Consider the following 18,456-nt stretch of genomic DNA (forward strand, 5'->3'; position numbering starts at 1 on the left):
GGATGCTGCCCGCCGAGACGATCAGCGAGATCGCCGAGCAGCTTGCCGACGCCGAGCGCACGCGCGGCCTGATGCCGCGCATCACGGCCCGCCACCCGAGCGCCACCATCGAGGACTCCTATGCCATCCAGGGCGTCTGGCGCGACAGGAACCTGGCAGCGGGCCGGGAGCTGGTGGGCCGCAAGATCGGCCTGACGTCACGTGCGATGCAGGCGGCGACAGGCATCACCGAACCCGACTACGGCGTGATGTTCGACGACACCGTGTGGGAGAACGGTTCGGTGATCCCGTTCGACGCGTTCTCCAACGTGCGGGTCGAGGTCGAGCTCGCGTTCGTCCTGGCGGAGCCGCTCGAAGGGCCGCGGTGCACGGTGTTCGACGTGCTGCGTGCCACCGAGTACGTCACGCCCGCCCTGGAGATCCTGAACTCGCACATCGAGCTCGAGGGCCGCACCATCGTCGACACGATCGCCGACAACGCCGCGTACGGCGGCATGGTGCTGGGCGGCCGACCGATGGCGCCCGACCAGGTCGACCTACGCTGGGTCAGCGCGCTGCTCTACCGCAACGAGACGATCGAGGAGACGGGGGTCGCGGCCGGGGTGCTGAACCACCCGGCCAACGGCGTGGCCTGGCTCGCCAGGAAGCTCCACCAGCACGGCGCCCGCCTCGAGGCCGGCGAGATCATCCTCGCCGGTTCCTTCACCCGCCCCGTGTGGGTGTCGCGCGGCGACAGCATCGTCTGCGACTACGGACCGATGGGAACCATCTCATGCCGCTTCCTCTGAGCCCGACGTTCCGCGACGCGCTGGCCGCGTCCGACCGGCCGCTGGTCGGGATGTGGGTGTGCTCCGGCAGCGCGCTCGTCGCGGAGATCTGCGCGGACGCCGGCCTCGACTTGCTGCTGATCGACATGGAGCACTCTCCCAACGGGCTCGAGTCCGTGCTCGCGCAGCTGCAGGCGGTCACCGGGTATCCCGTGACTGCCGTCGTCCGGGTGCCGAGCAACGACGCCGTGGTGATCAAGCAGGTGCTGGACCTGGGCGCACAGAACGTGGTGGTGCCGATGGTCTCGACCGCCGACGAGGCGCGCGCCGCGGTCGAGGCCGTGCGCTATCCGCCGCGCGGGCGGCGAGGTGTCGGCTCTGCGCTCGCGCGTTCGGGGCGCTGGAACCGCATCGACGGCTATCTGGGGGACGCCGCCGAGCACGTCTCACTTTTCGTGCAGGTCGAGACAGCCGCGGGCGTCGACGCCGCGGCACAGATCGCGGGCGTCGACGGCGTCGACGGTGTCTTCGTGGGCCCGGCGGACCTGGCTGCGTCGATGGGTCTCCTCGGCCAGCAGACCCACCCGGACGTCACGGCCGCCGCATTTCGAGCCATCGCGAGCGTGCGGGCCGCCGGAACACCTGTGGGGGTCAACGCGTTCGACCCTGCCGTCGCGGACGCCTACCTGGCCGCGGGCGCGTCCTTCGTGCTGGTCGGCGCCGACGTCACCCTGCTGGCCCGCGGCTCCGACGCGCTCGCCGGGCGGTTCCTGGGTGTCATCGACCCCGAGCGCGCCGGCTCCTGACCTGTCCGGACGAGACCCCTGCCCGCGGGGCCTGGGCTGCGGTCAGAGCTGGTGCCCGAGCTTGTACTCGCCCTGCTTCCAGCTGGGCAGCTCCTCGGGTGCGTCCCCCTTGCGGGTGTAGGAGAACCCGTCGGCGCCGATGGTGACCTCCATCTCGCTGGTGTCGGTGCGCGCGACGACGGGCTGCGGGACGCCGTCGAGGTCGAGGACCAGGGACGCCTCCGTGTACCAGGAGGGGACGACCGGGTTGCCCCACCAGTCGCGACGCTGGTTGTCGTGGACGTCCCAGGTGACGACCGGGTTGTCGGGGTCGCCGGTGTAGTAGTCCTGCGTGTAGATCTCGATGCGGTGCCCGTCGGGGTCGCGCAGGTACAGGTAGAACGCGTTGGACACGCCGTGGCGACCGGGGCCGCGCTCGATGCGGTCCGACAGCCGCAGCGCGCCGAGCCTGTCGCAGATCGCCAGGACGTTGTGCTTCTCGTGGGTGGCGAAGGCGACGTGGTGCAGGCGCGGGCCGTTGCCCCCCGTCATCGCGGCGTCGTGGACGGTGGGCTTGCGACGCATCCACGCGGCGTAGGTGGTGCCGGCGTCGTCCTGGATGTCCTCGGTCACGCGGAACCCGAGGTCCTCCATGTACCGCACGGCCCGCGGCACGTCGGGGGTGACCTGGTTGAAGTGGTCGAGGCGCACCAGCGTGCCCGGCAGGTGCAGGTCGTACCGCCACGCGAGCCGCTCGACGTGCTGCACGTCGTGGAAGAACTCGTACGGGAACCCGAGAGGGTCCTCGACCCGTACGGAGTCCCCGACACCCTTCGCGAAGCCGTCCGCCCGCCGCTCGACCCGGCACCCGAGCTCGCCGTAGAACGCGACCGCCTTGTCGAGGTCCTCGGGGGAACGGACCCGGTAGGAGAGCGCGGCGACGGCCGCCACCGGACCTGTGCGCAGGACCAGGTTGTGGTGGATGAACTCCTCGAAGCTGCGCAGGTACACGCATCCCTCGTCCTCCTCCGTGACGACGAGGCCGAGGACGTCGACGTAGAAGTGACGCGACGCCGCGAGGTCGGTGACGACGAGCTCCATGGACGCGGCGCGCAGGATGTCGGGCGGCGACGACGACGGGGTCGGGATGGGCTCGTCGGCCCGGATGGGGTCCTCCGCGGTCACGACGGGCTCGGGCCCGTCGGGGGCGAGGGGAGTCGTGGCCACGTCAGCGTCCTTTCCCGAATGTCGGGTTGTGCGCCTCGCCGAGCGTCACGTGCACCGCCTGCTGGTGCGTGTAGAAGTCGATCGAGCGGTACCCGCCCTCGTGGCCGAGGCCCGACGCCTTGACGCCGCCGAACGGCGTCCGGAGGTCACGGACGTTGTTGCTGTTGAGCCAGACCATGCCCGAATCGACCGCCTGGGCGAAGGTGTGCGCCCGGCGCAGGTCGTTCGTCCAGACGTAGGCAGCGAGCCCGTACTTCACGCCGTTGGCGAGCGCGAGCGCCTCCTCCTCCGTGTCGAACGGCGTGATGGCGACCACCGGGCCGAAGATCTCCTCCTGGAAGATCCGGGCCCCGGCCGGGACGTCGACGAAGACGGTGGGCGCCACGTAGTTACCGGTCGGAAAGCCGTCCGGCCGCCCGCCACCCGCGACGAGGCGACCCTCGGTCCGGCCGATCTCGATGTAGCCCATGACCTTGTCGTAGTGCTCCGGGTGCACGAGCGTGCCCACCTCGGTCCGCGCCTCGTGCGGGGGGCCGACGACGACGAGTCGCGCCTGGGCGGCGTAGCGCTCCACGAACTCGTCGTAGATCTCGCGCTGGACGAGGATCCGGCTGCCCGCGGTGCAGCGCTCGCCGTTGAGCGAGAACACGCCGAAGATCGTCGCGTCGATCGCCGCCTCGAGGTCGGCGTCGGCGAAGACCACGGCGGGGGACTTCCCGCCGAGCTCCATCGAGAGGCCCTTCAGGTGGGGCGCCGCGTTCGCGAAGATCAGCTGTCCGGTCCGGCTCTCGCCCGTGAAGGAGATCAGCGGGACGCCCGGATGCTTGACGAGCGCGTCACCCGCGTCCTCGCCGAACCCGTGCACGAGGTTGAAGACGCCCGTGGGCAGGCCGGCGTCCTCGAAGATCCCGGACCACAGGGACGCCGACAGCGGCGTGAACTCCGCCGGCTTGAGGACGACCGTGTTGCCCGTCGCGAGCGCGGGTCCGAGCTTCCACGACTCGAGCATGAACGGCGTGTTCCACGGTGTGATGAGCCCCGCGACGCCGATCGGCTTGCGGTTGACGTAGTTGATCTGCCGTCCCGGCACCTTGAAGGCATCGTCGGTCTGGGCGACGACGAGGTCGGCGAAGAACCGGAAGTTCTCCGCGGCGCGTCGGGCCTGGCCGAGCGCCTGGGTGATCGGCAGCCCGGAGTCGAAGCTCGAGCTTCCGCGAGCCGGGCGTCGCGCGACTCGACGATGTCGGCGACGCGGTGCAGGACACGCGAGCGCTCGCGTGGCAGCATCCGGGGCCACGGCCCCTCGTCGAACGCGTGCCGTGCCGCCGCGACGGCCCGGTCGACGTCCGCCTTCTTCCCGGCCGCGGCGTGCAGGTACGTCGTGTTCGAGGCCGGGTCGAGCACCTCGAACGTCGCGCCGTCCGCGGAGTCGACGTGCTCGCCGCCGACGTAGTGCCGGAGGCGCTCGGGGAGGTCGGCGGGCAGGTGGCGGTCGGTCGCGGTCGCCCGGTCGGTGCTGGTGGTGGCCATGGGTCTCCTCTCAGGGTGCGGTCGGCTGCCGGCATCGACCGGCGCCTCGTCGGGTGTTCCAGGCCGCGAGCGTCAGCCGCTGGCCCGTGCGATCTCCTGCCAGAAGGGCGCGACCACCGTGCCGGAGATCCGCAGGTCGAGGAGCAGGAACGGGCGTTCGGCGACGGGTCGGGCGCGCCACGTCGTCAGCGCCTCGAGGTCCTCTACGGACCGGACGACGACACCCCGGGCCCCGAGCGCGGTGGCCACACCGGCGAAGTCGACGTCCGGGATCAGCATGGGCTCCTGGGCCAGACCCTTGTCTCCGTAGAGGTGCATCTCCGCGCCGTACGTCCCGTCGTTCCACACGACCGCGATCCCGCGGCCGGCCGCCACCCGCACCGCCGACTCGAGGTCGGAGAGGGCCATGAGCCCGCCACCGTCACCGGTCGTCAGCACCACCGTGGCGTCGGGCCGGGCGAGCGCCGCCCCGACCATGCTCGGGAACCCGAGCCCGATCGCCTGGAACGCGGTGCCGACCATCACCATCCGGTCGGGTGCGGTCACCGGCCAGTACATGTTCGACCAGCCGAGGAAGTGCCCGCCGTCCGAGACGACGACCCGGTCCTCGGGAAGCAGCTCGGCGAGCCGTGCCGCCGCGGAACGGGGGTCGAGCCGCCCGTCCGGGGCGGTCCCGTCGCCCCGCTCGTGCCATAACGCGGACGTGAGGTCGACCGACTCGCGCCACCCGCTGGGCGTCGCGCCTGCAAGCCCGTCGAGGATCGCCCGGGCGACGACCGCGGCGTCCCCGCGCACGTACCCGCCGACGTGCGGGTGGGTCGCCGAGGGTGCGACGTCGACCTGGAACACGTGGCACCCGGGGGCGAAGAGGTCGCCGAACCGCATGGTGAACTGGTTGAGGGAGGCGCCCACGACGACAGCGACGTCGGCCTCACGGACGAGCGCCATCGCCACCTCGGCCCCGAACCCCCCGGCCACGCCGAGGTCGAACTCGCCCCGGGGGAAGACCCCACGCCCGAGCGCCGTGGTCGTCGTCAGCGCACCGGTTGCGTCGGCGATGGCGCCGAGAGCGTCGCCGGCGCCGGCGGCCCAGGCGCCGCGCCCAGCCAGCAGCAGCGGCCGGTGTGCCGCGGCGAGGGCTGTCGCGATCTCGCGCACGACGCCGTCCGCGAACGGCCCGCGCACGAGGAGCGGCGAGGGGAGGCGCGGGATCGGCGTCTCCGGCACCGGGCCCGTGTCGAGCGTGGCGACGTCGTAGGGGATCGCGAGCACCGTGGGCACCCGGTAGGTCAGCGCGTGCTCGACCGCGATGACGGTCGTGGCGGCGGCATCCGTGCGGCCCACCGTGTACGTGCGGGCGCCGACGGCCGAGGCCATCGCGATCTGGTCGACGTCCCAGGGTCGCGGTCCCGACGTCGGCTCGTCGCCGACGACCAGGACGAGCGGCACGTGCGCCTGCACGGCTTCGGCGAGGGCGGTGAGGGTGTTGGTGAACCCGGCCCCGTAGGTCGTCGTCGCCGCGGCGAGCCTGCCGGAGGACCGGTGGAAGGCGTCGGCCGCGACGACCGCCCCCGACTCGTGCCGCACCGGGACGAAGCGTGCGTCGGTCTGGCACGCCAGGGCGTCGAGGAAGTACGCGTTGCCGTTGCCCATGACGCCGAAGACGTGGTCGACGTGCGCGGCGAGCGTGACCGCGACGTGCGCGGAAACCGTCGGCATGGAGCAGGGCCTCCCGGACCGGGTCGACCGCAGCGGCGTCGTTGCGGCTAGGTAGCGATAATATATGATCCGTCAACCTCGACAGCGGCGTCAGGGGAGTCGGACCCATGCAGTTCCACGATCACGGCTACGTCTCGGGCGACCCGCGGGTCCAGCCCGCGGCGGGCGCAGGCCTCGACCGGCCCGACGAGCTCCCCGACGAGGTCGACGTCCTCGTGGTCGGCACGGGACCGGCCGGGATGATCACCGCCGCGCAGCTCTCGCAGTTCCCGCAGGTCACCACGCGGATCATCGACCGGCGCGCGGGGCGTCTGACGATCGGCCAGGCGGACGGCATCCAGCCCCGCAGCGTCGAGACCTTCCAGGCCTTCGGCTTCGCGTGGCGGATCGCCGAGGAGTCGTACCACGTCGCCGAGGTCTGCTTCTGGCACCCGGACCCGGCCGACGGCACGCGCATCGTGCGCGGGGAGCGGACGCCCGACGACCCCTCGGGGATCAGCGAGTTCCCGCACCTGTACGTCAACCAGGCCCGGGTCCTCGACTACTTCGCCGAGTTCATGGCGAACGCCCCGACGCGGATGACGCCCGACTACGGCTACGAGTTCCGCGACCTCGAGATCGCCGCCGACGGCGAGCACCCCGTGACCGTCCACCTCGTGCGGACGTCCGGTGAGTGCACCGGTCAGGAGAGGCTCGTCCGAGCGAAGTACGTCGTCGGCGCCGACGGTGCGCACAGCGGCGTCCGGCGATCCATCGGCTGCACGTCGAGGGGTGGCAGCGCGGCCCATGCGTGGGGGGTCATGGACGTCCTCGCCGTGACCGACTTCCCGGACATCCGCCGCAAGTGCGCGATCCAGTCCGGGTCCGGTGGCAGCATCCTGCTCATCCCGCGGGAGGGCGGCCAGCTGTTCCGCATGTACGTCGACCTGGGTGAGGTCCGGCCGGAGAACACGGGTGCCCTGCGCAGCACGACCGTCGAGCAGATCATCGGCCACGCCCAAGCGATCCTGCGCCCGTACACCCTCGACGTGGTGGACGTGGCCTGGCACAGCGTCTACGAGGTCGGGCACCGGGTCACCGACCGTTTCGACGACGTCCCGCTCGAGGAGCTCGGCACGCGCGACCCACGCGTGTTCATCGAGGGCGACGCCTGCCACACGCACAGCGCGAAGGCCGGTCAGGGCATGAACGTGTCGATGCAGGACGGGTTCAACCTCGGGTGGAAGCTCGGCTACGTCCTGTCGGGGCGCAGCCCGCAGAGCCTGCTGGCCACCTACTCCGCCGAGCGCCAGGTCATCGCCCAGAACCTCATCGACTTCGACCGGCAGTGGTCCACGCTCATGGCGAAGAAGCCCGAGGAGTTCGCCGACCAGGCCGAGCTTCGCGGACTTCTACGTGCAGACGACCGAGTTCCTGTTCGGGTTCATGACGCAGTACCCGCCGTCGATGCTCGTCGCCGAGCCCACGCACCAGGCGCTCGCGGCGGGGTTCCCGGTCGGGAAGCGGTTCAAGTCCGCCCGTGTCGTCCGGGTCGCCGACGCGAACCCCCTGCACCTCGGGCACCAGCACCGCGCCGACGGCCGCTGGCGCGTGTACGCGTTCGCGGACGGTGCCGCGGCAGGGCAGGCCTCCGCGTTGACGGCGTGGGCCGAGTGGATGTCGAGCTCACCCGACTCCCCGGTGCTCGCTCACTCGCGTCCCGGGGACGACCTCGACGCCGTCCTCGACGTGTTGGTCGTGTACCAGCAGCGGCACGTGGACGTCGACGTCTCGGCCGTGCCAGAGCTCTTCCGGCCCCGCACCGGACCGTTCCGGCTCATCGACCACGAGAACGTCTTCGCCACGCACCCGGACGACGACATCTTCGAGCTGCGTGGCGTGGACCGCGCCGGGTGCGTCGTCGTCGTCCGGCCCGACCAGTACGTCGCGGCGGTCCTGCCGCTCGACGCCACGGCCGAGCTCGCGGCGTTCTTCCGGCAGCACCTGCTCGTGCAGGACCGCCAGCCGGTCGGGTGATGTCCGGTCAGGGGGCCACGGTGGCGTCGCGGGCGAGCCGGGCGGGTGTCTCGTCGTCGAACTCGGCGAAGAACCCGCCCACCCGGTCGGTGAGCTCGCCCATGCCGTCGCAGGCGAACAGGATCGGCTGGTAGTGAGAGATGTCGTACTCCAGCGTGGCCATCGCGTGGAAGTCGACGGGGCGGACGTCGGCTCCGCGGAACTCCTCGATCTCGCCGTAGGACGAGAGCAGTCCGGCGCCGTACGCGCGGAACTCGCCGGCCTCGTACATCAGCCCGAACTCGATGGTGAACCAGAAGACGTCGGCCACGTACTGCAGGCCCTCGGGCGTCTCGCACCGTCGCGCGGCCTCACCGGCGCGGCGCTTGACGTCCGCGATCGCCGGGTTGGCCAGCAGATTGCAGTGCCCCACGACCTCGTGGAGGATGTCCGGCTCCGGCGTGTACAGCGGTTGCGACGGATGACGCAGGTACTGCGTGGAATGGAAGATCCCGTCCGCGAGCGACCCGTAGAAGACGTCGAGAGGCACGAGCCCGGCGGCCGGGTGGAGTCGGAAGCCGCTGAGAGGACCGAGGCGGGCGCTGACCTCGTCGAGCTGCGGCACGTGGTCGGAGGGCAGGTCCAGGGCCGCCTTGCCTTCCAGGTAGCCGCGGGTCGCGAGCCGCTCGTGCTTGGGGGTGAGCTCGCGGCACACGGTCCGCCAGATCTCGTTCTCGGAGTCCGTGTACTCCACGCGCGGCACCGCGTCCCCGGGCTGCCACGCCAGTGCCGGACCCGCGATCTCGTTGCGACGACGGCGGTAGTCCTGGTCCTTCGCACCGGGATGGTCGTCGGCGAGGTGCACCGTGGCCCTGCCGTCCTCGTCCGCGGTGACGGGGGCGTAGAGCTGTCCCTCTTCGAACATGAAACCCGTTGTACGCCACAAGCCCGTTCGATGCATCCCCGAGGTGCACTCGTGCGATGACGGTGTCGCCACAGGGAAGGCCAGAGCCGCGTCAGCCGCCGCTGGGACGTTCGCACCCGCCGTCGGGTGATCGGTCACCCGGGGGTCCGGGAACGGTCCGTGCGCGGCGTACCTGCGTCCGCCACAACGCGAGCGCTCCGGCACCCACGGGGATCTCCAGCACCACGACGTAGAGGCTGTGGAGCAGGACGGCGCCCACGGCGGCCGACGGGGGCGCCCCGAAGGCGACCAGGAGAGCCCCGACGAGAGCTTCGGTCACTCCGAGCCCACCGGGTGTGATCGGGGCAAGAGAGAGGAGCCGACCCAGGCCGAACGCGATCAGCGCGGCACGTGGGCCCACGCCTGCGTGCATCACTGCGAGGCAGCCGAGCAGGAGCAGGTACTGGACGACTGTCTGCGCCGCCGCCCCTAGGAGCAGGTCCCGACGGCGGGTACGCAACGCAGCACCCGATGTTGCGAGGGCGTCCGCCGCCACCGTGCCCGCGCGTGTGAGGAGTGCGGCCACGCGTGCCGGACGGCTGATCCTCAACAGCCGCCGCCGGACAGCCGGAAGCAAGGCGAGGGCGACCAGCGCGATCATCACGAGGATGCCGACGGCAGCGAGACGTGAGGCCTCTGCGACCTTCGCCGGCAGATGCGGGCCGCCGAGCAGGGCGAACGCCGCGACCAACGGGACGCTGAGCCTGGCGGCCGTCGTGACCACTGTCGTGACCATGGTGTACGACGAGAACTGGGACGTCGTGAACCCCCACGAGCGCAGCATCGACCAGTTCACAGCCAGGCTCAGCGGGCCGCCGGCGGGCAGGGCTCCGGCCACCGCGCTGCCGCCGAGGTTCAGGGTGAGGGCATCGCGACGGCGCAGTCCGGGCAGTGCCGCGAGCTGGACCCACGTGTGGGCGATCAGGCCGAGCGACCACAGTCCCGCCAGTGCGAGGTTCTGCGGGAGCGACACGGAGCCGATCAAGCGTGCGACCGCGGCCCAGGTGGTGCCGTCGAGCCGGGGGAGAGTGAGGAGAAGAGCGACGAGGACCGCGATGCCGACCGCGGCGACGGCCAGGCTGCCGGACCGCCCTTTCCACGCCGAGAGAATGGAAGCCGAGCCGTCGGGCTCCACGGCTTCGACGGGCGCGCTCACCGGAGCACTCCGCTATCTGGTCCGCGAGGTCCGGTCGGTGCGGCCGGTGACAGCACCTTTGCCGGAATGGCGGCCAGGACATCCGAGAGCACCGCAGCGTCGCCGCCGGTTCGGACGACGATCCACTCACGTCCGAGCGCTACGCGGAACAGCGGGCGCGGTAGGAGAAGGAGGAGCCGGAGCGTGCGACGCCCCGGGCGGAGCTGGCTGCGGTGCGCCGCCATCGCCGCCCGCTTCGCGCCGGCATGGGCGCGGACGTCCAACCGGTGGGTGAGCCGTGCGGGGTCGGCGAAGGCGCGAGCCAATGACGCGCGCCGGGCGCCGCCCGGCAGGCGGGGAATCCAGGCGGTCGCGGCGAGCAGCACCCGCCGGTCGATCGTCGCCTCGAGCACCAGCGGCGTCCCGGCCAGCTCGGCGGCGCGCACGCCTACGCGGTGCACCTGCAGGTGGTCTGGGTGACCGTAGCCGCCCGCCGGGTCGTAGATCGTCAGCACGTCCGCGTGCTCCGCGCGTAGGAGAGTCGCGAGCCGAGCGGCAGCCCCCTCGACGTCTGCACGGGCGAAGCCCCGCTCGCCGGAGGCGTCGCCGTCCATCCCTGAGTCGGCCCACCCCAGAACCTCCGAGTGGGTACAGCCGAGGGCGGCCGCGGCGTCGCCCAGCTCGGCGGTCCGGTGCCCGGCCAGCTCCACGCCCGACCCGTACGCCGGATCTGCCAGGCCGTGCTCGCCGGCGGTCGCGGTCACGAGCAGGACCCGGTGGCCGGCAGCTGCGAGAGCGGCGAGCGTGCCCGCCATGAGCAACGATTCGTCGTCGGGGTGGGCGTGGAACGAGACGACCGTGCGGCTCGATGACTCAACCACGAGCGGCCGCCCTCACGGTCGTGAGGTCGTCTCCCGGGGTCCCGCCGGTGCGCCCGGCGCACAGGTCGGCGGCGACGGACCACGCGTGCTCGGTCAGCGCCAGATGGCTGGGCCAGTCGTAGCGGATCGGGGTCGTGCGGTTGTGCTCCGCGATCGCGAGTCGCCGGACCGGGTCCAGAGCCAAGTGCGCCAGGGCCCCCGCCATCGCCTCGTCGGAGTCGACGAGCAGGCCTTCACGATCGTGTTCGAGGACCTCGGCACTGCCGCTGCGGCTGTGCGCGATCACCGGGAGGCCGGCCGCGCGAGCTTCCAGCGCAGCGAGGCCGAACGACTCCAGGACGGTGGGCGCCAGGTAGACGTGCGCGCCGTGGTACAGCTTGCCGAGCGCGACGGTGTCAAGGACCCCCGGGGTGCTGACCCAGTCGTCGATACCAGCGCGACGCAGCCCGGCGTGCAGGGCCGGCGTCCGATGCCCCTCCCCGGCGATGACCGCACGAAGCCGAGGCGCCGCCACACCGCTCCCCGCCGCGCCGGCCGTGAGGAGCCGCTGAGCCCGAGCCAGCACGCCCGGCAAGGCTTCGACCCGCTTGCGGCGGGTGTGACGCAATGCCGAGACGACGAGCAGCTCGGCGGGAGCGAGGACGCCAGGACCGGGGGGCGCGATCCACGTCGCGCCGTCCACCGCGTTGGGCAGGACCTGTACGGCCGCCGCCGCACCGAGCAGGCTGCGGAGCTGGCGCCCGACCGTGCCGCCGACCCCGCACCACACGATGGGCAGGTGCCGCCATCCGCCGAGTGCGGCCAACGGACGGTAGACGCCGCCGAGCCCGTCGAGCAGCGAGTGCACCGTCACGACCGTCGGCAGACCAGCGGCACCCCGGGATCGGAGCACGCTCCAGCCCAGGGGGCTCACACCGCCGAGGTGGATCTGGACGACGTCGGCGTCGAGCAGCGCGGACCGGACCACCTCAGGATCAGGGCGGCCGATTCGGTCGGGCCGCGCCCGGCGGATCGCGACAGCGCCGCTGTCATCCACGGACCGCTCGTCGCCCGCCCTGGTGGTGGTCAGGACGGTCACGCTGTGCCCGGCCGCGGCCTGCCGGGCAGCAGTGCCCGCCACCTGGCGCTCGATACCGCCCGTACGGGGCAGGTAGAAGTCCGTGACGTGGACGACCCGCATGAACGACCTTCCCATGGTGCCGATGCACAAGAACCGGGGAGAGCCTCGCCCACCAAGGCTGAGAGAAGGCTGAAACAATGTCGCTCCCACCGACCGGCGCCAGGATTCACGACGGTTGCCGGGGCCCGATCACCTGACGACACCCGGACCCGCGTGCGACTTCGGCGCGGGCGCGGGGCGTGGACAGGACTCAAGGCCCGTAGGCCCGGGCGCGGAGCCGTGGCACGGACGGCCCTGCCCTATTCGCGGGTGTCGCGCACGCCGACGCTCGAGCTGTACGACGTCAGGCTGCGCCCGAAGCTGTGGATCGCTCTGGCCACAGGTCGAACGTAGAATCGCGCCCGCAAGACGGGCTTCTCGTCGAGCGAACCTCTCACCTGCCCGATCGACCAGCCGCGCAAGCCGGAGTCGGGCTCGAGGGGTCAACGCCGCGTTGGCGTGGCTAGCGTGAGACATGAAGACCTCCTGTGGCTGGAGCGGTTCCTCGACAGCTCCACTCCACTACGGGAGGTCTTCGCCCATCTACGCCTCAGATCGCGGCGTCACACAATCTCGACCAACGTGCCTAGACATCACATCTAGTTCTCCTCGGCCCGAGCACGTTTCACGTCCCCGGCACGCTACCGGCGTGAATGGGCGAGGCCAGCGATCAGCTCAGCGCGAGTCGCCGGCCATGGTCCGCCTCGCCCGGAGCGACCGTGCCCCGCCCTGTCGCGTGGACCTTCCACGACACCATGTGGCCGTCAGGCGCCTCGAGCCTCTGGGCGGACAGAGCCGTCTCGATGCGCTGGCGGACCTCGTCCTCGTCGCCCGGCTCGGTCGCGAAGAGGACCCGCATGCGCACCTCGCCGCCCTCTCTCTTTGTGGCCGTGTGGTGTGGGGCGAGCGGGCAGGGCGGTTCGTGATCCCAACTGCCGCAGAGAGCGAGAGTGACGGCAAGCTCCTAGCGAACTGTCGTCGCCGTCCATGATTTCAACCGCTGCGGTATGCACGTACACCTCTCGCATCGGCCCATCGTCCCGCGTCCCTCTCGCGGCGGGAAGAGACCCCGTCAGCCAGAGCCAATGCGGATGGCGGTCCAGATGATCCCTCGGCCACGCCACCACGAGGATGACGATGACTGTTGGCCTTCGGTGAGCGTGGACGTTGTTGACGGCTCTCCCGCCATCCGACACGGGCCGAGGCTCTCGCATCGGCTGCATCACGTCCCCGTGCTGGTCACTTGAGGCACACGACGGCATCGAGGCGGTCTCGACAGCCAGCGGGGTCACACACCTGCCCTTCACGCTGTAAGGCTGATCTCGTTCGCCCCGACCGTCGGACTCGCGCCACCGAAACCGGCGACCGTCGCCCTGCAGCGCTGAGGCGGCAAGAATGTAGTCGGTCGAGCAACAGGCGTTACCCGCGGGAGCAACGTGACGGGTAGACCCGCGACAATCGACCCGCGCTGCGATTGGATCGTCGATGAACGACCGTGAAGACATGGCTGACCCGGCCCCGGTCATGCGTCGATCTGGCACCCGAGCGTTCATCTACGCGCTGCTGTCGCTGCAATTGGTCGTCTTTCTCTGGGTCGCCGTCCAGGGGATGCAGGCGGTCGGCGTCGATCCCGGCCTCAGTGGCATCGCCGTCGATGTGGGAGTGGCGTCGTCGCTCATCGCTGGGTGCGTGGCTGCGATCCAACGTCTGGCGGACGGCCGGACCGAACGCGTTCGGGTCAGATGGATCGTCGCCTGGGCGTGGGGCGTGCCGTTGGCTGTCTCCGGGCTCGCCATCGTGCTCCTTCTGCGATGACCGCATCGATCGCGCCCCTCCGTATGGCGCTCACACGGCTGTCGCCGAGCAGGCTGAGCCCGCGAGGGCATTCCTTGGCCGTTCGCGTGGTCGGGACCTTGGTCGCCACGGCCGTTGTGCTCACCGCACTGGCGTGGGGGTCGAGCGGGACCGGCCAGCCGCTGGCGTGGGCGAGCGCGCAGGCGCCCGCGTTCGCGGACTCGTGCTTCGGCGGTGCGATGCAGATCGTGGCGCACGAGGACGACGACCTGCTCTTTCTGAGTCCGGATGTCCTTCACGACATCCAAGCCCGACGTTGCGTCCGCACGGTCTTTGCCACCGCGGGGGACGCGGCGAAGGGCCACGCCTACTGGGCCGGTCGCGAGCGCGGGAGCCTGGCGGCCTATGCGGGTATGGCTGGCGTCCCCGATGACTGGACTGTTTCCGACGCGGGGGTGCCGGGAAGGTCGATACGGCTGGAGACTCTGGTCGGTGCGCCCAACGTGTCGGTGATCTTCATGCGGTTGCCTGACGGGAACCGGCGCGGGACGGGAAATGCCCGCCATCACCACGAGAGCCTCATGCGGCTGTGGCAGGGTGCGATCTCCACGATCAGCGCGATCGACGGCTCGGGAACCTACACGGACGCCTCCCTGCGCGACACACTGACCGCGCTGATGGTGGGATTTCGGCCGACGACTGTGCGCACCCAGGACTGGACCGCCGCGTTCGGGGATGGTGAGAACGCCGACCACGTCGCGATCGGGTTGTACGTTCGCCGCGCCGATTTGGGCTACGCGGCCGCGCACACCCTGTCGGCCTACGCGGGTTACCCGAGCTGGGTCCGCGCTCCCAACGTCGCGGGCGTCGACCTCGCGACCAAGCGGGCGGCGTTCCGGCTCTACGCGACCAGTGACCCGAGCCTCTGCATGGCCCGCTTGTGCGCCGACTCGCTCGTGTCTTCGATGCGCCTGGCGCGTCAGTACATCGCCGCCAGCCAGGCGACCGGAGACTCGGCGCGGGGCCGTGGCGTCAAGGTGACGGCCTCATCACAGAGCACGCTCACCGATCAGGGCGCGAAGAAAGCGATCGACGGGCTTGCCCTCGGCTATCCGGAAGGCCGAACTCACGAATGGGCGACCCGAGGAGGCGCGGCCGGTAGCTGGATCCAGCTGGATCTGGCGTCGAGAAAGATGGTCGACGGCGTCGTGATCTCGGATCGGCCAAATCTCGCTGACCAGGTCACCGGAGGGCTGCTGACGTTCGACGACGGCAGCACGGTCGCCGTTGGCGCGCTCGCCAACGACGGGTCGGCGGCCAGCCTCAGTTTTGCGCCACGCCGGACGAGGACCGTGCGGTTCACCGTGACCTCCGTCAGCCCATCCACCAGGAACGTCGGCCTTGCCGAACTGGAGACCTACTCCAACATGCCCATCCCAACGTCCTGACCGACTCGGTGTGATCGCGCAGGCGGCCGATCTCGTACGGATTTTGCCCCCGGACCGTAAGATGGTTAGCCTTCCCTAACTTGGTCCGTTCCGCTGTGGGAGTGTCATGAATCTCGGCCAGACGCTGGTGCTCGGCCTCATCGCAGGCGGCACGATCTTCCTGGGTCTGCCGGTCGGGCGGATCCGCAACCCGACCCCCAGGCTGCGGGCGCTGCTCAATGCGGCGGCGATCGGCGTCCTGCTCTTCCTGGTGTGGGACGTCTTCTCGGCGGCGTGGGAGCCCATCGACGCAGCCCTGGTCGACTATCACACCGGCGACGGCGGGCTGGCGCCGGCGTTCGGGTACGGTCTGCTGTTCGTCGGCGGCCTGGCGGTCGGGCTCGTCGGCCTCGCCTGGTACGAGATCTGGATGCGCGGGCGCGCACGAGCACGTGCCGAGCTCGGGGGCGGGAGTCTCGGGCCCGGGGCGATGTCCATCCGCGAGCTGGAGGGAGCCACCGGTCGGCACCGCTCGGCGGGTGCCGAGCGCAATGCTCATCGCGGTCGGCATCGGCCTCCACAACTTCGCAGAGGGCCTGGCCATCGGGCAGGCGTCCGCCGCCGGCGACATCAGCCTCGCGCTGCTGCTCGTGATCGGGTTCGCGCTGCACAATGCGACCGAGGGATTCGGGATCGTCGCGCCGCTCACCGGCGAGCCGAACAGCGAGGGCGTCGCGGTTCGCCCGTCGTGGGGCTTTCTTGCCGTGCTGGGCGCGATCGGTGGAGGCCCGACCTTCCTCGGCGCGGCCATCGGCCACAGCTTCACCAGCGACGCCGTCAGCGTGGTGTTCCTGACTCTTGCTGCCGGCTCGATCATCTACGTGGTCACGCAAGCTCCTGGCGGTCGCGGCCAAGGCCAAGCGCCCGGACCTCCTGGCGTACGGGCTGCTCATCGGTCTGGTTGCGGGGTTCGCCACCGACGCCATCATCACCGCGGCGGGTGTCTGAGCCCCGCGACTCTCGTCTGCCACACCGAAGGCCCGGACCCGGAGGTCCGGGCCTTCGTCAGATCTGCTCCGCGGTCCCTGTGACGCGTACGCGGCCCTCGCGCGGCACGTCCACGACGATGAGGGAGGGCCGCCCGATCTCCGCTCCTTGGTCGACGGTGAAGGTCGCAGGTACGTCGAGGTGCCCGCCGGCACGCAGATACGCGCCGAGCCCGGCCGCCGCGGACCCCGTCGCCGGATCCTCCCGGATCCCGCCCCGCGGGAACGGGTTCCGCGACACGAACCGGGTCGCCGACAGCCGATGGACGACCGGCACGGTGCCGTCCCACCCGTGCGCGTCCTGCAGCGTCAGGACCGCCTCGCCGTCGTGGTCGAGCCGCTCCAGGACGCCGGCGCGCACCGGGACGAGGGGATGCAGGTTGCCGCCGTGCACCAGCGCCGGCGGCATCGCAGGGTCGAGATCAGCCCGCTCGAGCCGCAGAGTGCCGAGCACCTGGTCGACGAGTTCATCGTCGAGCGCCTCGACCTCGGTGTCGACGGCCACCAGGGTCGCGCGGTCCGCGGTCACCTCCACAGGGACGAGCCCGGCGTTCGTCGTCAGCCGCACCACGGCCGGTGCGTCCCGGTGCGCCGCCAGTGCCACCCCCGACGCGACCGTCGCATGCCCGCAGAACGCGATCTCCGCGCGCGGGGTGAAGTACCGCACGCGCGCCGCGTCCCGTTCGATCGCGGACAGGAACGCGGTCTCGCTGAATCCGAGCTCCGCCGCGATCCGCAGCATGTCCCCGTCGCCGAGCTCGTCCGCGTCCAGCACGACCCCAGCCGGATTCCCCGACTGCTCGTTCGGCTCGACGGTGGTGAACGCCCGGTACCTGAGGATCTCCATGCGTCCATCGTCCACGCACCTGACCGCGAGTCGCGAGGTCCAATCGGTCGGCGCTGGCTCCGCCGGCCCCGGCATGCGCTCTCACGACCGAGGCACGGCTCAGGAAAGGACGGTGATGCCGGCGCCGACGAGCTTGGCGCCGATGATGAGGAGCAGCACGGCCATGACGATTGTGTTGTGTTGGATGAGCCATCCCTTCAGCTCGTCGAGGATGCCTGCCGCGCGGGACCCCATCGACAGGTAGATGACGATGGGCGCGGCGACGCCTATGCACGCGACCAGGCCGAAGACGATTGCGGCGCCGATCTGGGCCGTGGTGTCGTCGGGTGCAGCGGCGGCGATCGTCGCGCCACCGGAGACCACTAGCAGGAGATTCTTCGGGTTGACGGCCCCCAGCAGGACGGCAAGTCCGGCGGCCTTGACCGGTGTGAACGTGTCGATAGCCTGCATCCACTTCGGCGTCGGAGCCTCCACCCCGGCGCGCGGTCGCCCCCGCCAGTCCTTGATGGCAAGCCACACCAAGAGCAAACCAAGGACGATCTTCAGCCACCCGGTCCACGCGGCCGGCCCAGCGAGGTCGCTCGCGTCATCGGTGCCCGCCAGAAGCGCGATGACGCCGGCGACCCCGGCGACGGCAACGAACCAGGCGATGAGGAACGAGAACGCGTTCACCTTCGCCTTGGCGCTGCTGAGCATCAGGACCACCGCGACGATGGGCAGCGGGCTGATCATGACGCCGACGGCGACGGGCAGCGACTCGCCGATTGCGGGACCCATGAGCTACTTCTCGGTGTGGTTCGTCGTTCGCCACCGTTCTGCAGCGGCGTAGGCGGTATTGAGCGACTCCAGAAGCACGGGTGTCGTGGCGACGACCGACTCCTCGCCGAGGACCTCGAGCGTGCCGGACCGTGCGAGGCGTTCGCGCAGCTCGGGGGAGACGCCGCAGAGGAACAGGCGGACCCCGTTCTCCCCGAGCCTGCGCGAGGCCCGCTCGAATGCGCGCAGGAACGTCGCCGACGGGATGCCGGCCGACCCGCGCAGAGAGAGGACCACGGCCGCGTCGTGCGCGCCGCGCGGGTCCGGCCACTCGTCCTCGAGCCGGTTGACCTCGGCGAAGAACCCGCCGCCGACGTAGTGCAGCACCGTGGTCCGCCCGCTCGGGACCGACGCCGGCGGGTCG

At 71.1% G+C, this 18,456-nt stretch carries 15 protein-coding genes and 2 pseudogenes; 6 read left to right on the top strand and 11 right to left on the bottom strand.

The window, feature by feature from the left end:
- Positions 1–2 precede the first annotated feature (2 nt).
- Both hpaH and AC38ZX_RS09565 read left to right on the top strand, forming a co-directional pair.
- Positions 3–788 (top strand): 2-oxo-hept-4-ene-1,7-dioate hydratase, encoded by a 786-nt coding sequence (gene hpaH, locus AC38ZX_RS09560; protein WP_426595583.1) that lies wholly within the window; start codon positions 3–5, stop codon positions 786–788.
- Complete coding sequence (locus tag AC38ZX_RS09565; protein WP_491297098.1) at positions 773–1,573, top strand: HpcH/HpaI aldolase family protein; 801 nt, start codon at positions 773–775, stop codon at positions 1,571–1,573. Before hpaH ends, AC38ZX_RS09565 begins: the two co-directional genes overlap by 16 nt.
- A gap of 42 nt (positions 1,574–1,615) precedes the next feature.
- Here the strand turns inward: AC38ZX_RS09565 and hpaD are convergent, their stop codons facing one another.
- The 3 genes and pseudogenes from hpaD to AC38ZX_RS09580 all read right to left on the bottom strand — a co-directional run bounded on the left by hpaD (position 1,616) and on the right by AC38ZX_RS09580 (position 6,028).
- A complete protein-coding gene (gene hpaD, locus AC38ZX_RS09570) occupies positions 1,616–2,779 on the bottom strand; it encodes a 3,4-dihydroxyphenylacetate 2,3-dioxygenase (RefSeq protein WP_491297101.1) in 1,164 nt (387 codons plus the stop codon).
- A gap of 1 nt (position 2,780) precedes the next feature.
- Positions 2,781–4,183, bottom strand: a pseudogene (locus AC38ZX_RS09575) (aldehyde dehydrogenase).
- A gap of 198 nt (positions 4,184–4,381) precedes the next feature.
- Complete coding sequence (locus AC38ZX_RS09580; RefSeq protein ID WP_491297103.1) at positions 4,382–6,028, bottom strand: thiamine pyrophosphate-binding protein; 1,647 nt, start codon at positions 6,026–6,028, stop codon at positions 4,382–4,384.
- A 107-nt stretch (positions 6,029–6,135) separates the two neighbouring features.
- On the opposite strand from AC38ZX_RS09580, the pseudogene AC38ZX_RS09585 reads away from it, so the two are divergent.
- Positions 6,136–8,044: pseudogene (locus AC38ZX_RS09585) on the top strand (FAD-binding monooxygenase).
- A 7-nt stretch (positions 8,045–8,051) separates the two neighbouring features.
- Here the strand turns inward: AC38ZX_RS09585 and AC38ZX_RS09590 are convergent.
- The 5 genes from AC38ZX_RS09590 to AC38ZX_RS09610 form a co-directional block, all read right to left on the bottom strand.
- The gene (locus tag AC38ZX_RS09590) at positions 8,052–8,948 is read right to left on the bottom strand and encodes a phenylalanine 4-monooxygenase (RefSeq protein WP_491297104.1); all 897 of its coding nucleotides are present in this window, start codon (positions 8,946–8,948) and stop codon (positions 8,052–8,054) included.
- A gap of 91 nt (positions 8,949–9,039) precedes the next feature.
- Complete coding sequence (locus AC38ZX_RS09595; RefSeq protein ID WP_491297105.1) at positions 9,040–10,143, bottom strand: lysylphosphatidylglycerol synthase domain-containing protein; 1,104 nt, start codon at positions 10,141–10,143, stop codon at positions 9,040–9,042.
- On the bottom strand, positions 10,140–11,003 hold the full coding sequence (locus AC38ZX_RS09600; RefSeq protein ID WP_491297106.1) for a PIG-L family deacetylase: 864 nt from the start codon (positions 11,001–11,003) through the stop codon (positions 10,140–10,142). Before AC38ZX_RS09600 ends, AC38ZX_RS09595 begins: the two co-directional genes overlap by 4 nt.
- Positions 10,996–12,183 (bottom strand): glycosyltransferase family 4 protein, encoded by a 1,188-nt coding sequence (locus tag AC38ZX_RS09605; RefSeq protein WP_491297107.1) that lies wholly within the window; start codon positions 12,181–12,183, stop codon positions 10,996–10,998. The genes AC38ZX_RS09600 and AC38ZX_RS09605 overlap by 8 nt, the downstream gene beginning before the upstream one ends.
- Before the next feature lie 649 nt (positions 12,184–12,832).
- Positions 12,833–13,021, bottom strand: a complete 189-nt coding sequence (locus tag AC38ZX_RS09610; RefSeq protein ID WP_426595595.1) for a hypothetical protein — start codon at positions 13,019–13,021, stop codon at positions 12,833–12,835.
- A gap of 644 nt (positions 13,022–13,665) precedes the next feature.
- Here AC38ZX_RS09610 and AC38ZX_RS09615 point away from each other — a divergent pair.
- The 3 genes from AC38ZX_RS09615 (at position 13,666) to AC38ZX_RS09625 (ending at position 16,474) form a co-directional block, all read left to right on the top strand.
- Positions 13,666–13,977, top strand: a complete 312-nt coding sequence (locus AC38ZX_RS09615; protein ID WP_426595596.1) for a hypothetical protein — start codon at positions 13,666–13,668, stop codon at positions 13,975–13,977.
- 86 nt (positions 13,978–14,063) lie between these two features.
- Positions 14,064–15,404 carry a DUF7402 domain-containing protein gene (locus AC38ZX_RS09620; RefSeq protein WP_491297108.1) on the top strand — a complete coding sequence of 447 codons (1,341 nt, stop codon included), beginning with the start codon at positions 14,064–14,066 and terminating at the stop codon, positions 15,402–15,404.
- Positions 15,405–15,922: 518 nt separating this feature from the next.
- Positions 15,923–16,474, top strand: a complete 552-nt coding sequence (locus AC38ZX_RS09625; RefSeq protein ID WP_491297109.1) for a ZIP family metal transporter — start codon at positions 15,923–15,925, stop codon at positions 16,472–16,474.
- On the opposite strand, the gene AC38ZX_RS09630 is transcribed toward AC38ZX_RS09625, so the two are convergent.
- The 3 genes from AC38ZX_RS09630 to AC38ZX_RS09640 form a co-directional block, all read right to left on the bottom strand.
- Positions 16,449–17,276: a PhzF family phenazine biosynthesis protein gene (locus AC38ZX_RS09630; RefSeq protein WP_491297110.1), complete on the bottom strand. Its 828-nt coding sequence runs from the start codon at positions 17,274–17,276 to the stop codon at positions 16,449–16,451. The two genes, AC38ZX_RS09625 and AC38ZX_RS09630, sit on opposite strands and share 26 nt — an antisense overlap.
- A 99-nt stretch (positions 17,277–17,375) precedes the next feature.
- Positions 17,376–17,972, bottom strand: coding sequence for a GAP family protein (locus tag AC38ZX_RS09635; protein WP_491297111.1), 597 nt, complete (start codon positions 17,970–17,972; stop codon positions 17,376–17,378).
- Positions 17,973–18,056: 84 nt separating this feature from the next.
- Positions 18,057–18,419: a sodium-independent anion transporter gene (locus AC38ZX_RS09640; RefSeq protein WP_491297352.1), complete on the bottom strand. Its 363-nt coding sequence runs from the start codon at positions 18,417–18,419 to the stop codon at positions 18,057–18,059.
- Positions 18,420–18,456: the final 37 nt, after the last annotated feature.

It is taken from the genome of Cellulomonas sp. McL0606, assembly GCF_058248365.1.

What these genes read in the sequence shown, in the direction of transcription:
- hpaH (WP_426595583.1), top strand. Translation starts at nt 3, where the DNA reads ATGCTGCCCGCCGAGACGATCAGCGAGATCGCCGAGCAGCTTGCCGAC.
- AC38ZX_RS09565 (WP_491297098.1), top strand. Translation starts at nt 773, where the DNA reads ATGCCGCTTCCTCTGAGCCCGACGTTCCGCGACGCGCTGGCCGCGTCC.
- AC38ZX_RS09580 (WP_491297103.1), bottom strand. Translation starts at nt 6,028, where the DNA reads ATGCCGACGGTTTCCGCGCACGTCGCGGTCACGCTCGCCGCGCACGTC.
- AC38ZX_RS09590 (WP_491297104.1), bottom strand. Translation starts at nt 8,948, where the DNA reads ATGTTCGAAGAGGGACAGCTCTACGCCCCCGTCACCGCGGACGAGGAC.
- AC38ZX_RS09605 (WP_491297107.1), bottom strand. Translation starts at nt 12,183, where the DNA reads ATGCGGGTCGTCCACGTCACGGACTTCTACCTGCCCCGTACGGGCGGT.
- AC38ZX_RS09610 (WP_426595595.1), bottom strand. Translation starts at nt 13,021, where the DNA reads ATGCGGGTCCTCTTCGCGACCGAGCCGGGCGACGAGGACGAGGTCCGC.
- AC38ZX_RS09615 (WP_426595596.1), top strand. Translation starts at nt 13,666, where the DNA reads ATGGCTGACCCGGCCCCGGTCATGCGTCGATCTGGCACCCGAGCGTTC.
- AC38ZX_RS09630 (WP_491297110.1), bottom strand. Translation starts at nt 17,276, where the DNA reads ATGGAGATCCTCAGGTACCGGGCGTTCACCACCGTCGAGCCGAACGAG.
- AC38ZX_RS09635 (WP_491297111.1), bottom strand. Translation starts at nt 17,972, where the DNA reads ATGCTCAGCAGCGCCAAGGCGAAGGTGAACGCGTTCTCGTTCCTCATC.